The sequence below is a fragment of the Parabacteroides sp. TM07-1AC genome, assembly GCF_003480915.1.
GTDB lineage: Bacteria > Bacteroidota > Bacteroidia > Bacteroidales > Tannerellaceae > Parabacteroides > Parabacteroides chongii.
The window spans coordinates 187,035-202,040 of sequence record NZ_QUKD01000013.1 but is presented as its reverse complement, the minus strand read 5'-3'; the positions used below and the strand labels follow the sequence as shown (position 1 = coordinate 202,040).

Here is a 15,006-nt window from a genome sequence, read left to right as displayed (position 1 = left end):
AGCTGAAAGACAGAAAGGAGTTCATTCGAAAGAGTGGACTCTTTTTTTGTTTTATGACTATCCATAAATACATTATTTGTTTTTGATTTATATTAATTTTGTGGACTAAGTAACATTCGTTTGTGGAATAATTCCACGAAAGTAGATTTTAGTAGAAAACTCGCTCTATCTGATAATAGTTTTATATGGTTAATATTTAAGAGTATAGCGTTTTTTAACAGATTGTATTGAACAATGGTACGATTATTTCATTCTTACAATAGAGAGATAGAACAATAGAATATTTAAGTGTCATTTATAGATATTAGTAATGGTAGGAGAAAGATTAGTAAAAGGAAGTATCGTATTAGTCGCCCTTTTAATGCTGGCAACAGGTTGTCGTAAAAAAGAAGAACCGTTGCGTCCCCTTGTCATTGTAGACAAGCCTCAGAAAGAAGATGTGCAAATATTTGGTGAATACGTAGGACGTATCCGTGCTGCGAGTTATGTAGAGATACATGCCCGTGTAGAAGGTTACCTCGAAAAGATGCTGTTTGTAGAAGGTAAACAGGTGAAACAGAACGAACCTCTGTTTATTATCAATTCAGCTCTTTATAAAGCCCGTGTAGAAAAAGCAAGAGCACAGTTGAAGAAGAATGAAGCGCAGGCGGCAAAAGCCAAAAGAGATGTGGAACGTTTACAACCCTTGTATGAACAACATGCAGCGAGCCAGTTGGATCTTGATAACGCATTGGCTTCCCTGGATGATTCGGAGGCTAATATAGCTATGAGTAAAGCAGACCTCGATCAGGCACAGCTGGAACTTGGCTATACAACTGTCACTTCCCCGATTGCCGGATATATCAGTGAACGTTTTGTCGATGTTGGAGCTTTGGTTGGTCCCGGAGTTAATTCAAAACTGGCCGCTGTTGTAAAAAGCGATACGGTATTGGTGGATTTTAAAATGACGGCACTGGATTATCTGCGCGCTGAACGTCGCAATATCAAGTTTGGTGAACAGGACACAACCCGATCCTGGCAACCGACCGTAACTGTAACCCTTGCCGATAATTCAGAATATCCGGTAAAAGGAATTGTTGATTTTGCTGATCCGATCGTAGATCCACAAACTGGAACTTTCGGTGTGCGTGCAGAATTAGCGAATCCGAATCAGAAACTACTTCCCGGACAGTTTACCCGCGTGAAATTATTATTAGATGTACGTGAACGATCTATTGTTGTTCCGCGAAAGGCTATATCTATTGAACAAGGCGGTGTCTTCATTTATATTATCCGTCGTGATAATGTTGCAGAGAAACGTTTTGTACAGACAGGACCGGAAATAGGAAACAATATTGTTATCGAGCGTGGTCTTGGTGAGAATGAATCTGTGGTAGTAGAAGGTTATCATAAGTTAGTTCCCGGTATGTTGGTTCGTCCGGTTCAGGCTGGTGACGATAAAGCTGTCGCAGCATATAGAGAGGAGGCAGGAGAATGAAGCCGGGATTCTTTATAGACCGTCCCGTATTCTCGACTGTACTTTCTTTATTAATTGTTATTGTCGGGATTATCGGATTGATGTTGTTGCCGGTGGATCAGTATCCGCAGATCACGCCGCCAGTTGTGAAGATTAGTGCCTCTTATCCGGGTGCCAGTGCGTTGACGGTGTCGCAGGCTGTAGCTACACCGATCGAACAGGAGTTGAACGGAACTCCGGGGATGATCTATATGCAGAGTAGTAGTAGCAATTCAGGAGGTTTGACCATTACGGTCACTTTCGATGTTTCGGCAGATCCTGATTTGGCTGCTGTAGAAATTCAGAATCGTGTGAAGCTGGCAGAGTCGCGTCTTCCGTCTGATGTCGTACAGAACGGTATCACGGTAGAGAAACAATCCGCCAGCCAGTTGATGACATTAAGTTTGAGCTCGGATGATCCGCGCTTTGATGAAATTTACCTGAGTAACTTTGCAACGATCAATGTGCTCGATGTCCTTCGCCGTATTCCGGGGGTAGGACGTGTATCGAACATCGGTAGCCGTTATTATGGTATGCAGATATGGGTCTATCCTGACCGTCTTGCTAATATGGGATTGACGGTGAAAGATATCCAAAATGCCCTGAAAGAGCAGAACAGCGAATCTGCAGCCGGTGAGTTGGGAAAACAACCTGTTATCGATGTGGATGTCACTATACCAATTACTGCTCGTGGCCGTCTTTCGACTGTAAAGGAATTTGAAGATATAGTTGTTCGTGCTAACCAGGACGGTTCTATCGTCCGTTTGCGTGATGTCGCTCGTATTTCACTGGAAGCCTCTTCCTATTCTACTGAAAGTGGAATAAATGGAGAGAATGCTGCTATCCTCGGTATTTATATGTTGCCGGGAGCTAATGCGCTGGAAGTCGCTACGAATGTGAAGGAGGCGATGAAAGAGATCAGCCAGAACTTTCCGGAAGGACTGGAATACGGATTTCCGTTTGATATGACGGAATATATCTCTCAATCTATCCATGAAGTGTATAAGACCTTGTTTGAGGCCTTGTTCCTGGTCGTTTTGGTGGTGTACTTGTCTTTGCAGAACTGGCGCGCAGCCTTGATTCCGACTATTGCCGTACCTATTTCTTTGGTCGGAACATTCGGATTCATGTTGATCATGGGATTTTCACTGAATATGCTGACCTTGTTGGGATTGATCCTGGCTATCGGTATTGTAGTGGATGATGCCATTGTGGTTGTGGAAAATGTAGAACGTATTATGCATGAGGAAAAGCTCACACCCCGGGAAGCCACTCATAAAGCTATGCATGAATTATCCGGCGCGTTGATCGCGACTTCGATGGTATTGGCTGCCGTATTCGTTCCGGTAAGTTTCCTGAGTGGAATTACAGGTGCGCTATATCGTCAGTTCTCTATAACGATCGTTGTTTCGGTCTTACTTTCAACGGTAGTGGCATTGACTCTGAGTCCTGCTATGTGTGCCTTGATCTTACGTCCGACAACCGGAAAGAAGAACTTCGTGTTCCGCAAAATCAATATCTGGTTACATAAAGGAAATAATAAATATATTCATTTACTGTCAAAGGCTATAGGAAATCCTAAACGTATTCTGGCTGGTTTTGGTATGGTACTTGTTTTCATTTTTGTACTGAACCGTTTTATTCCGACCAGTTTTATACCCGAGGAAGACCAGGGTTTTTTTACTGTTGAGTTGGTAATGCCTGAAGGAGCAACCCTTGAACGTACCCGTAAGGTAACCGACCGTGCCATTGAGTTTTTGGAGAAACAACCGGCTGTGGCCTATGTGCAAAACGTAACCGGTAGCAGTACTCGTGTGGGAACATCGCAAAGCCGTTCTACCCTTACCGTTATCCTGAAACCCTGGGAGGAACGTAAATCTTCCGGCATGGGAGTTGAAGATGTTATGGAAGTTGCCCGTAAGGAGTTTGAATATTATCCGGAAATATTAGCCTATCTGAACCGTCCGCCTGTTATTCCCGGTCTAGGAGAAAGCGGTGGTTTGGAAATGCAGCTGGAAGCCCGCGGAGAAGCCAGTTGGGAAAATCTGGTAAGTGCGACCGATACTTTCATGTTGTATGCATCGAAAGCTCCGGAGCTGACAGGTGTCTCTTCTGCTTTGCAACCGCAGATTCCTCAGTTATATTTTGATGTGGATCGTGACCGAGCTAAATTCCTGGGTATTCCACTGACCGATATTTTCTCGACGATGAAGGCTTATTTGGGATCAGTCTATGTGAATGACTTCAATATGTTCAACCGTATATATAAGGTATATATCCAGGCGGAAGCCCCTTATCGTGCCACTCCGGAAAGCCTGGGATTGTTCTTCGTAAAAGCACAGAATGGCTCGATGGTACCTTTGACTGCATTAGGAACGACAAGCTATACAACCGGACCTGGTACGATCAAGAAGTTCAATATGTTCTCTACGGCTGCTATAAGTGCGGTTGCCGCTCCCGGATACAGTTCCGGCGAAGCGATGGCGGCTATGCAACAGATCGCCCGGGAACATCTGCCGGATAACATCGGTGTGGAATGGAGCGGATTGTCTTATCAGGAAAAGAAAGCTGGAGGACAGACCGGTATGGTGCTGGCACTTGTATTCCTGTTTGTATTCCTTTTCCTGGCAGCTCAGTATGAGAGTTGGATTGTTCCGATCGCTGTACTGTTGTCGTTGCCGGTTGCTGCTTTAGGTGCTTATTTGGGAATTTGGGCTACCGGATTGCATAACGATATTTATTTCCAGATCGGACTTGTAACCTTGATCGGTTTGGCTGCAAAGAATGCCATTCTGATCGTAGAGTTTGCCAAGGTACAGGTCGATGCAGGCGTAGATGTGGTAAAAGCAGCCATTCATGCTGCTCAGATGCGTTTCCGTCCTATTTTGATGACCTCTCTGGCTTTTGTGCTGGGTATGCTTCCAATGGTATTGGCTAGCGGACCGGGTTCAGCCTCCCGTCACAGTTTGGGAACCGGGGTGTTCTTTGGCATGTTGGTGGTTATCACGGTAGGTATTGTGCTGGTTCCGTTCTTCTTTGTCTTTATCTATAAAGTGAAGAAGGTATTGAAATTGGAACGGGTTAGCCGGATCATTCCGAAAGAGAAAATTCTCCGGAAGAAGAAATTCTTCCTCTTTATTGCAGTTGTCACAGTTGCTTTGGTATCGCTTTCTTCCTGTAAGTTAGGAGAGAAGTATGCCCGCCCGGACTTGAATCTTCCGGCTCAGTTTGAAGGAGAATCGGATACGCTTTCCGTAGAGAATATACCCTGGGAAAGTTTATATGCCGATACGACTTTGCAACGGTTGATAACGACCGCTCTGGAAAATAACAAGGATATGAAGATAGCGGCTGCCAAGATCAAGGAAATGATGGCAGCCAAACGTATCACTTTTGCTGAACAGTTCCCTGAAATCGGGGCACGTATTTACGGGCAGAAGGAACGTTTGAACTACGGTGGTGATAATCCGGATCCCGATCCTGAATATGGAGCCAAACTGACGCTTTCGTGGGAACTCGATTTGTGGGGAAACCTGCGTTGGGCGAATGAAGCCGGAGTAGCCGCCTACCTGCAATCGGTAGAAGCCCAGCGTGGTCTTCAGTTGACTTTAGTCGCGGAAGTGGCTGCCGCTTATTATGAATTATGTGCCCTCGACCGGCAGTTGAATATTGTCCGGCAGACGTTGGAAGCTCGCCGTGAAGGTGTGCGTTTAGCTAAACTTCGTTTTGAAGGCGGTTTGACCTCTGAAACATCTTACAACCAGGCATTGGTAGAATTGGCCCGTACGGAAACACTTGTCCCGTCGTTGGAGCGTCAGGTCAGGATAAAGGAAAATGATATATCCCTGCTTTTGGGAGAATATCCCGGCTATATTCCGCGGGGATTGCCGCTGGGCGAACAACGTTTACCCGATGCATTGCCGGTGGGACTGCCTTCTGCTTTGCTGGAACGTCGTCCGGATATGCGGCAGGCTGAATTGAAACTTCGTGAAGCCAATGCCAAAGTAGGAGTAGTTTATACCGACTTGTTCCCGAAGATCAGCCTGACAGGTAACTTCGGTATTGAAAGTGAAGAATTGGGCGATCTGTTGAAGAGCCCGGCGTGGTTCTTGGCAGGCGACCTGCTTCAACCTCTTTTTGCGATGGGAAAGAATAAGGCGAAGCTGAAAGCATCGAAAGCCCGTTACGAGCAGGAAGTGTATAATTATCAAAAAAGCGTAATCGGAGCCTTTAAAGAAGTGAACGATGCCATTATCACGATCCGTAAAGCGAAAGAAATCCGTTTCTCACAGGAAAGACTGGAATCTGCCTCTGCTAAATACCTGAAGCTGGCAGAACTGCAATATATCAATGGAGTGACTAATTATATCGATGTATTGGATGCCCAGCGTGGATATCTGGATGCGCAGATCAGTTTGAATAATGCCGTACAGAATGAATTACTGGCTGTCGTTTATCTGTATAAGGCATTAGGGGGCGGATATACTTTATCCCCGGAGAAATAGAATCCTTTTGAAAGAAAATACCGCGAGTAAATAATATGTACCTATAGACGACCTTCTGCGGATTGTCTATAGGTACTTTTTTTATCGGGAAAAACGTTAACTGCTAACTTATTCCTATCTTTGTATTCCTAAAAACAATAAAGAGAGGAATTACTATGCCATTAAATTTACAAAAGAATTTACCCGCTATTGAACTCCTTAAAAAGGAGCACATCTTTGTGATGGATTCCCTTCGGGCATCGGAACAGGATATTCGTCCGCTACGCGTAGTGGTGCTGAACCTGATGCCATTAAAAATAACAACGGAGACCGATCTGATCCGTCTGTTGAGTAATACGCCTTTACAGGTGGAGCTTGACTTTATGAAAATAAAAGGGCATACTCCGAAGAATACGCCGATCGAACATATGCAGGAGTTTTATAAAGACTTCGACGATATAGAGAAAGATTATTATGACGGAATGATTATCACCGGTGCACCGGTAGAGCAGATGCCGTTTGAAGATGTGAGTTACTGGGAAGAAGTGACGACGATTTTCGATTGGGCACGTACGCATGTTACCTCTACATTGTATATCTGTTGGGCGGCGCAGGCAGGATTGTATCATTTCTATGGTGTGCCTAAGTATGATTTGCCGGCAAAAATGTTCGGCGTGTTCCGTCATACGCTACGGGAGCCTTCTTTACAGATATTCCGAGGATTCGATGACGAGTTTTATGTGCCTCACAGCCGTCATACGGAGATTCGCCGCGAAGATATCCGGAAGGTACCGGAGCTGACGTTGCTTTCCGAAAGCGAAGAATCAGGTGTTTATATGGCGATGTCACGCGGAGGACGTGAGTTTTATATTACCGGTCATTCGGAATATTCGCCTTATACATTGAGTGATGAATATATCCGCGATTTGAATAAGGGACTCCCTATTTCGGTCCCTCACAACTATTACCGTAATAATGATCCGGCTCAGGGTCCGGTTGTCCGTTGGCGCGGCCATGCCAACCTGCTCTTTACGAACTGGCTGAATTATTACGTATATCAGGAAACGCCGTTCAATATCGAAGATATCAAGAATTTGGGCAGCCTGTAGGGGGCGGTTCGAGAACCGCCCCTACGGTCGCACCAATCAAATAACAACCAATAACAATATATGTCAATAAAACCTCGTCGTATCGAACTCCTGGCTCCGGCAAAGGATTTGACCTGTGGCATTGAAGCTATTAATCATGGTGCTGATGCCGTTTATATTGGTGCACCCAAATTCGGTGCGCGTGCTGCTGCCGGAAATTCGCTGGACGATATTCGTGCCCTTTGTGATTATGCGCATCTGTATAATGCCCGTATCTATGTGGCATTAAACACCCTGCTTCGTGAAGACGAATTGCCCGAAGCGGAGCAGTTGATCCGGCAACTTTATCAGGCAGGAGTCGATGCACTGATCGTGCAGGATATGGGGATTACCCGCCTGAACCTGCCGCCTATTCCTTTGCATGCCAGTACCCAGACGGATAACCGCACGCCGGAGAAGGTCAAGTTCCTGGAGGCTGCCGGATTTACACAGGTCGTTCTGGCACGTGAATTGTCACTGAACGAGATTCGTCAGATATCCGAACAGACGACTGTGCCGTTGGAGGTCTTTGTGCATGGTGCTTTATGTGTCAGTTACAGCGGTCAGTGTTATTTGAGCGCTGCGCTTAGCGGTCGAAGTGCCAATAGGGGGGAATGTGCTCAATATTGCCGCTTACCCTACTCAATGGTAGATGCGAATGGAACGGAGATCGTGCATGATAAGCATTTGTTGTCTCTTAAAGATATGAACCGTTCCGATCAGCTGGAAGCATTGCTCGATGCGGGTGTTTCGTCGTTGAAGATAGAAGGGCGGTTGAAAGATGTCACCTATGTAAAGAATATAACAGCTTATTACCGGAAGAAGCTGGATGTGATTTTGGCGCATCGTCCGGAATATTGTCGTGCATCGGCAGGAACGAGTAAGTATGCCTTTGAGCCGGTGGCGGAGAAGAGTTTTAACAGGGGATTCACTCCGTTTTTCCTGCATGAACGAAGCAAAGATATTACAGCATTCAATACGCCTAAGTCGCTGGGGGAACCGGTTGGAACGGTAAAAGAGCTGAAAGGAAACTCGTTTACGGTGGCTGGTCTGAAGCAGTTGAATAATGGCGATGGTCTGGTCTTTTTTAATGGCAGGGGCGAGCTGGAGGGTTTCCGTGTGAACAGGGTAGAGGCCAATCGTGTTTTTCCGTTGGATATGCCGGCGATAAAGCCGAAGACACCTCTTTATCGTAATTTCGATCAGGTATTTGAAAAGCAGTTGGCCAAACCGTCTGCCGAGCGTAAGCTTTCCGTAAAAATAGAGTTTTTGGATAACTCTTTCGGCTTTACCTTAGTGATAGAAGATGAAACAGGTGCCCGCGTCATGCTTACTGAGCCATTTACTAAAGAATTAGCTCGCCGTGACCAGGCAGACAATATCCGTACCCAGCTTTCCAAATTAGGTAATACACCGTTCGAAGCCTCGGAGATTGTCGTACAGATGAGTGAGAACTGGTTCGTCCCTTCCTCTTTGCTGGCGGATATGCGTCGTAAAGCAGTGGAGAAGTTGCAGGCCGATCGTGCTATCCGTTATCAGCGGGAACTGGCACGTAAGGTGGAGCCGGCAAAAGAGATTCCGTTCCCTGAAAAGCAATTAACTTATCTGGGAAATGTGTCGAACAGCCGGGCAACCGCTTTTTACAAGGCACATGGAGTAGAGAGTATTGCCGAAGCATTCGAATTGAAGCCGGAAAAGGATGTTCCATTGATGTTTACCAAACATTGCCTGCGATATAGTATGGGATGGTGTCCGACTTATCAAAAACAGAAATCTCCATATAAGGAACCGTACTATCTGTTATATAAAGACACTCGGCTCCGCCTGCAGTTCGATTGCAAGCGGTGCCAAATGTTGGTGTATGCTACGGACTTTTCGCCAAACGACCGGATGAAATAGTGCCAAATGACCGAACAAAATACGGCCAAATAGCCGAATCTTTTGACTTTCATATAAAACAACGGAACTGCATTGTATTATTATGCAGTTCCGTTGTTGTGATTTAGTGAGAATGGAAGCGGCGCTGTAACTATCTCAGCATGATTTTCCTACTCTTTTGCCCTTCCAATACCAGGATATAGATGCCGGAAGTAAGATCCGTGATGCGGGTATCACCAGACGGAAGCTGGCGTGTTAGGATCAGGCGACCGGAAGTATCCGTCAGATACATACGTGTGGGATAAGGCGCTGTTATCAGGAGGAGACCGTTCGCCGTCGAGACACTGAAGCCGGACGGAAGCGGTTCGTTACCGGTGGCCACGTCTTTTACGATACCCGAGATTTCAATCTTTATGTCTGTATGTATATTCGGGACGATGTATTTACCATCGGATACCCGCGGTGTTATCACTTTACCTCCGGCTGTTACTACCGGAGCGGAACCTTCCCGGTATCCCTCCTCTAATGTGAGGAAGAAACTAAAGCTATCCCATGCTTGTATATCGAAACTTCCAGCAGTAGGGTCTGTTATTACGCCTTCGATAGCGGGAAGCGTGACGGTGTAATAAACCGGAGTCGGATCGGGGTCGATCGGGCCGACAGGCGGTGGTGTAACAGTTGTTTTCTTAAAGGTAGCCGTTACCGTTACATCGCTTTCAGGCATAACGTATTATAAATGATGGGAACAGTCGTTCCTTCAGACTGAGTATAGAATAAAGATTTGCGTTCATATCCACTAGCCGGGTTGACTGTGAGGGTGACAGTTTCGCCCTCGGTTGCCGTTGCTTTGTCGGCGGTGACTGTACCATTCTTTATTGGGGAAGCGATAGTGATGTTATATTGCTTTTTATCAATGGTGAATGTCCAATCGGGATCGGTTAATTCATCTGCTGTCGCTTTATAGTTATCTCCTTCGGCAACGCTGATCTTTACGGTATATGTTCCGGGATCTGCGGGGGCATCGTCTAATTTCGCGCCATTATTATAATAATAAATTGAGATTAAGCCTGTACCTGTTATCCCGCTATTAACCTCTACTTTTGCGGCTTTCTTTGTTCCGTCGTAAACCCGATTTTCCGGTTGAAAGAATACGAAATCTGTTGCCGATAGAGTGCCCTTGTTGACAGTTATCTCAATGCTACGGGTTACTGTTTCAGTTTCCTTATCGTAACCTTGAATACTACTATTCCCCCAGTCATAATTCTCATTTCCTTTTGTTGTATAAATGGCAGGATAACCGCTATTATTTATGACAGGTATCGTTCCTTCATCTTGCCACTTCCAACCAGACGGCAAAGTTACATTTAATAGTTTAATTCCATAATCGTAGGTAGCTTGGAGTACCGGAGTAGGGAACTCTGTCGCTTTCTTTACTTCAAATATTTTTGATACAGTTTCTGAATCTTTAGTGTACTTTAATGTATATTTTCCTGCATTCTTTACCACAGCGGGGTCAAAGGATTGTATCCAGTTCTCGTTTGTTACTACTTGCGGATTGGAGAATATAGTAAGTGAAAGACTAGTTTCATTTTGGGCTGCATTTGTTAAATCCTCTCCCGTATACGTTAAGTTTTGCGGAACAGTAATCATATCCTCTGTCGGTTTTTCAACAATATATTTACCGCTTCCGTTTACCGTTCCGTTACCATTAAAGCTGGTATTTTCACCTATTTGCATTGTTCCATTGATCACTAGAGCATGGTCTGTTGTTAATTTCGCATCTTTGGATGTAACAAAAACTTCATCTTCATTAATTGTCAAATCTTCTCCTAAGGTGTATTCTCCGTAGATCGTGCCGGTCTTTGCTGTTTTGTTTGCTTTTTCCCAAACAAAAGAATTGGTGATAGTTGGTTTCCCGTCACTTCCCTTTATATGAAAAAAAAAGCATTTTTCTTGATAGCTGCAATGTAAATCTATATAACTGTTGCTCACTGAAATATTATTATCAGAGGAGCCAAGGTCAGAGTCGCGAACTATAATTCCATAATTAGTAGATTTATTAATGCTAATTGTACTATTGTTGACTTCTATTGTTCCAACCTTAACAATTACTCCAAACTGATGAATTTCACTCCCCATTTTCACTTCACTGTTGTCAATGGATATCTTATCCCCTGCGAAAAGTCCGCCCGGACCATTCGTTTTATCAATGGTTACTTTGCTCTTCTCAATAGACATCTTGTGTTCGGCGTAAACTCCTGAGTATCCGGCATTTTTTATAGTGACCTTACTATTGTCGGTAATAGTAAGATTGTCAGCTGATAAACCGTGCGACCCTTGCTTTGTTTCTCCAATTTCAATTGTACTATTTGTAATAGTAAGATCGTTATTATTTATACGAATCGCTGCCGATCCTGATTTAAGGATCTTTATAGTACTATTCTTGATTGTAGAAGTTGTCGTAGTTCCACTAAGGGCATTCACATAAAGCCCGCTTCCACCACAATTCCCTATTGTAATATTACAATTCTCAATATCCATTGGTCTAGAGCAATTGAAAGCATATTGATACTCTAATCCATCTTTCACAATTATTGTAGCATCAGTCATCTTCAAATTATAGCAATGGATAAGAGAACCTCCGTTTGTAGCATTACCCTTTAAAATCAATGTTCCATCACTTTCTCCTTTGATCGTTAGAGTACTATTGGAGTCGCCGACTGACTGATCTATTGAACAATATTGATAATACTTTTCCGGGAATGTCCCTTCATATGTAATTGTATTTTCTCCGATCAATTTAATTGTCGAATTTTCTGGTAACCAGATGGCTCTATTGTTGCTTTCTTGAGGTATTAGATACATATTGAAACCATCTAATGTAAGGGTTTTTGAATCTTTCTCCCATTTATATCCATAACTATCTAGTTCGTTAACATTATTAGATTCTCTGAAATTTAATGGAGAAGTAGACTGCTGCTTTTCTCCCCATGCAATAAGAGGAACGAACAAGCAGATGAGAATTAATTTGAATACTTTTTGCATAATGAAAATTTTTTATTGTATTTGTTTCTGACTTAACGTAAGTGGTGGAGTATGCCAAGATTGAGGGGAGAGTTTTATCCGGCAAAGAGGCTTTGTCCGACCACGCAAAAGGTCTTTGCCTTACCGCGCAAAGGGTCTTTGCGTGATAAGGCAAAGGGGTGTTGCTTATTCTATCACAGGACGGTCGTCTTCGCCGCCGGGATTTCCCACTACGATGGTAGTGCTTACGCTGCGCGGTTCTTTTAATAACTGTGCGCTTTGGCTGTATTGCGTGCAGACGGTCAGCGTATAGGTCTCATCCTTCAAACCTGCGGGTAACAACAAGGTGAGTTCGGAAGGTTTGTTTATGCTAACTTCATCGTCGACCAGCTTCGTCACGTTTCCTGCGCTATCGGTCAGGGTAACGCCAACGGCCGGATCGGAGCCAACTACTTTCAGATGCGATCCGCGTACGAAGAAGTTGCGTCCCGGAGTGGCTGTGCCGTCTTTCAGGCCGGTCTTGCGGTCTTCTACTTCAAGGATATACATTACATTGGCTTTGGTACCGAGTATTTCCACCTTGGTTTTTGCTATCGATTCACGCAGCTGTTTTTCCTGGTTGAACGATACGTAGATGGAGTTTTCCTCCGGGTTCCATACACCTTTTTTTACTGTTCCGACGAATTGCACGACGGCGCGAAATAGTCCGGTGTTTACACTGTAACCGTTCAGAATTAAGCGCATTACGATGCGCAGGAAGAGCGTTACGACATGTACGATTGTTTCCATTTTAAGCCCGGTGTCTTCCTCTTTCATCTCTTTGTAGATTTGTTCGAGGCCGATGTTTCCGGCTGATTCCAGCAAAAGAATCTTGTCTGTTTTGTCGTCGGTAGTCACGGTGTTGTCGGCCAACCAACCTTTCAATGTGTTTTGCATACGATTAATATATTGATTAATAAATGAATAATGATTCGATATTGGTAGAAATGGAGTAGAATTCAATCCTTGTTTTCTCTCTTAAGGAGGATAGGATTGGAAACGCTTTCAATCTCTGCAATTTGATAATAAACCCTTTAATAGTCATTGCTTCTTTTGTTGTAGTCTTAGTAGAACTACGGATGAATTAGGGGACGCAGATGACGCAGAAGACGCAGATTTACGCAGAAAATTAATTTAAATCTGCGTTGCTCTGTGCTTGTCTGCGAAATCTGCGTTCCCTAATATTTTTTATAATTTATTGAATATAAAGACTTGGCTGTAATAAATTATTCATATATTTGCCAGCAATAATTAACGTAGTTCTACTAAGACTAAATCCTTTTTCTTATAAAGAATCAAGATTCTGATAATTAAAACCCTATAGATAGTTATGCTTCCTGCTACATAAATAACTATCTTTGTTTTGTCGTTATTTATTAAATTCTAATCGAAAATGAAACAACAACTATGTACCTTTTTACTCATCTTATTTACCTTAGCATCCTGTGCAGATAAACCGCTCGATCCCTCTAAACCCGTCTATGTGACAGTAAAGACGACGATGGGAGATGTAACCGTTATGTTGTATGACGATACGCCGCTGCATCGGGATAACTTTATCAAACTGTGCCACTCCGGCGAATATGAAGGAATGTTGTTCCATCGCATTATCAAAGATTTTGTTGTGCAGGGCGGCGATCCTACAAGTAAAGCTCACGAACCCGGCGTATTATATGGCGATGGCGACGGAGGTTATACCGTTCCTGCCGAGATACTCCCGAACCATTTCAATAAACGCGGTGCCTTGATCGATGCAAAGGAAAGCGATGATGTAAACCCCGAACGTGCATCTGCCGGTACTCAGTTCTGTTTTGTACAGGGTAAAGTTCTTACTGATGCCGAACTGGATGAGAAAGAAGCCCGGATTAATCAGATACGTCGTAACTGGTTATATTATAAATATCTCGATCAGTTAAAGAAAGACGATCCGACATTGGCTGTCGATTCGATGGAGACTGAGTTGACGAACCGTGCCCTGATCATGGTGGAAGATACCCTGGCTGAACTCGGTCCGTATGTTATTCCGGCAGAACACCGCGAAGTATATAAGACTGTAGGGGGTGTTCCCCATTTGGACAGTTCGGTTACTATTTTTGGTGAAGTGGTCGACGGTTTTGATGTCGTGGAGAAAATGTCGTTGGTAAGAACTGATAAAAACGACCGTCCCGTACGTGATGTCATGATCAAATCGACTAAAGTGTTTCAGAAATAGAAAGGGCTTTTCCTAAACAAGATACCTACCCGGTGTTGTTCTATAAACAAGTAATCAATCATACATATAGTCATGAAGAAAATTGTTATTATAGGCGCAACCGGTTACGTCGGTTCTGCTATTTTGAAAGAGGCGTTAGGAAGAGGGCATCAGGTAAAAGCCATTGTTAGAAATCCATCCAAATTGACATTGATTCATCCGAATCTGAAAGTGGTAGGAGGGAATGTGACCGATACTGATTTTCTGTCGCGTGAACTGGCTAAGTCGGATGCTGTGATCAGTGCATTCAATCCGGGATGGGAGAATCCGAAGACATACGATGAAACATTGGAGGGGTACGGTTCTATTATTTGTGCTGTACGCAATGCCGGTGTGCATCGTTATTTAATGGTCGGTGGAGCAGGTAGTCTGCTGGTGGCTCCGGGGCGTTTGTTAATGAATGAACCTGATGTGCCGGAGAAACTGCTTCCTGGTATCCGGAGCCTGGCGAAAGTTTATACTGACTTGTTGCTGCCGGAAAAGTCGTTCGACTGGGTCTTCCTGAGTCCGGCTGCCAATATGTTTCCCGGTCAGCGTACAGGGAAATTCCGTTTGGGAAAAGACGAATTGGTAGTAGATGAAAAAGGCGACAGTAATATTTCTGTAGAAGATTTTGCTGTCGCTATGATCGACGAGTTGGAACAGGAAAAGCACCATCAGGAACGTTTTACGTTGGGATATTAAGAGAACATCATATAAAAGAAGAAC

Annotated in this window: 9 protein-coding genes; 6 read left to right on the top strand and 3 right to left on the bottom strand. The window is 44.1% G+C overall.

The window, feature by feature from the left end; genetic code table 11:
• The first annotated feature begins 310 nt into the window (after positions 1-310).
• The 4 genes from DXD68_RS21850 (at position 311) to DXD68_RS21835 (ending at position 9,005) form a co-directional block, all read left to right on the top strand.
• The gene (locus tag DXD68_RS21850; protein WP_122363574.1) at positions 311-1,477 is read left to right on the top strand and encodes an efflux RND transporter periplasmic adaptor subunit; all 1,167 of its coding nucleotides are present in this window, start codon (positions 311-313) and stop codon (positions 1,475-1,477) included.
• A complete protein-coding gene (locus tag DXD68_RS21845; RefSeq protein WP_122363573.1) occupies positions 1,474-6,000 on the top strand; it encodes a multidrug efflux RND transporter permease subunit in 4,527 nt (1,508 codons plus the stop codon). The genes DXD68_RS21850 and DXD68_RS21845 overlap by 4 nt, the downstream gene beginning before the upstream one ends.
• A gap of 155 nt (positions 6,001-6,155) precedes the next feature.
• A complete protein-coding gene (metA, locus tag DXD68_RS21840; protein WP_122363572.1) occupies positions 6,156-7,088 on the top strand; it encodes a homoserine O-succinyltransferase in 933 nt (310 codons plus the stop codon).
• Between the two features lie 60 nt (positions 7,089-7,148).
• Positions 7,149-9,005: a peptidase U32 family protein gene (locus tag DXD68_RS21835; protein ID WP_122363571.1), complete on the top strand. Its 1,857-nt coding sequence runs from the start codon at positions 7,149-7,151 to the stop codon at positions 9,003-9,005.
• Positions 9,006-9,135: 130 nt separating this feature from the next.
• Here the strand turns inward: DXD68_RS21835 and DXD68_RS24040 are convergent, their stop codons facing one another.
• The 3 genes from DXD68_RS24040 to DXD68_RS21820 form a co-directional block, all read right to left on the bottom strand.
• Entirely contained in the window at positions 9,136-9,708 is a 573-nt protein-coding gene (locus tag DXD68_RS24040) for a T9SS type A sorting domain-containing protein (protein WP_147383020.1), read from the bottom strand.
• Positions 9,690-12,029, bottom strand: coding sequence for a hypothetical protein (locus tag DXD68_RS21825; protein WP_122363569.1), 2,340 nt, complete (start codon positions 12,027-12,029; stop codon positions 9,690-9,692). Before DXD68_RS21825 ends, DXD68_RS24040 begins: the two co-directional genes overlap by 19 nt.
• A gap of 165 nt (positions 12,030-12,194) precedes the next feature.
• Complete coding sequence (locus tag DXD68_RS21820) at positions 12,195-12,944, bottom strand: DNA-binding domain-containing protein (RefSeq protein WP_122363568.1); 750 nt, start codon at positions 12,942-12,944, stop codon at positions 12,195-12,197.
• Positions 12,945-13,440: 496 nt separating this feature from the next.
• On the opposite strand from DXD68_RS21820, the gene DXD68_RS21815 reads away from it, so the two are divergent.
• Positions 13,441-14,259 (top strand): peptidylprolyl isomerase, encoded by an 819-nt coding sequence (locus DXD68_RS21815; protein WP_122363567.1) that lies wholly within the window; start codon positions 13,441-13,443, stop codon positions 14,257-14,259.
• Positions 14,260-14,331: 72 nt separating this feature from the next.
• Positions 14,332-14,982 carry an NAD(P)-dependent oxidoreductase gene (locus tag DXD68_RS21810; protein WP_122363566.1) on the top strand — a complete coding sequence of 217 codons (651 nt, stop codon included), beginning with the start codon at positions 14,332-14,334 and terminating at the stop codon, positions 14,980-14,982.
• Positions 14,983-15,006: the final 24 nt, after the last annotated feature.

What these genes read in the sequence shown, in the direction of transcription:
- DXD68_RS21810 (WP_122363566.1), top strand. Translation starts at nt 14,332, where the DNA reads ATGAAGAAAATTGTTATTATAGGCGCAACCGGTTACGTCGGTTCTGCT.
- DXD68_RS21835 (WP_122363571.1), top strand. Translation starts at nt 7,149, where the DNA reads ATGTCAATAAAACCTCGTCGTATCGAACTCCTGGCTCCGGCAAAGGAT.
- DXD68_RS24040 (WP_147383020.1), bottom strand. Translation starts at nt 9,708, where the DNA reads ATGCCTGAAAGCGATGTAACGGTAACGGCTACCTTTAAGAAAACAACT.
- DXD68_RS21825 (WP_122363569.1), bottom strand. Translation starts at nt 12,029, where the DNA reads ATGCAAAAAGTATTCAAATTAATTCTCATCTGCTTGTTCGTTCCTCTT.
- DXD68_RS21815 (WP_122363567.1), top strand. Translation starts at nt 13,441, where the DNA reads ATGAAACAACAACTATGTACCTTTTTACTCATCTTATTTACCTTAGCA.
- DXD68_RS21845 (WP_122363573.1), top strand. Translation starts at nt 1,474, where the DNA reads ATGAAGCCGGGATTCTTTATAGACCGTCCCGTATTCTCGACTGTACTT.
- metA (WP_122363572.1), top strand. Translation starts at nt 6,156, where the DNA reads ATGCCATTAAATTTACAAAAGAATTTACCCGCTATTGAACTCCTTAAA.
- DXD68_RS21850 (WP_122363574.1), top strand. Translation starts at nt 311, where the DNA reads ATGGTAGGAGAAAGATTAGTAAAAGGAAGTATCGTATTAGTCGCCCTT.
- DXD68_RS21820 (WP_122363568.1), bottom strand. Translation starts at nt 12,944, where the DNA reads ATGCAAAACACATTGAAAGGTTGGTTGGCCGACAACACCGTGACTACC.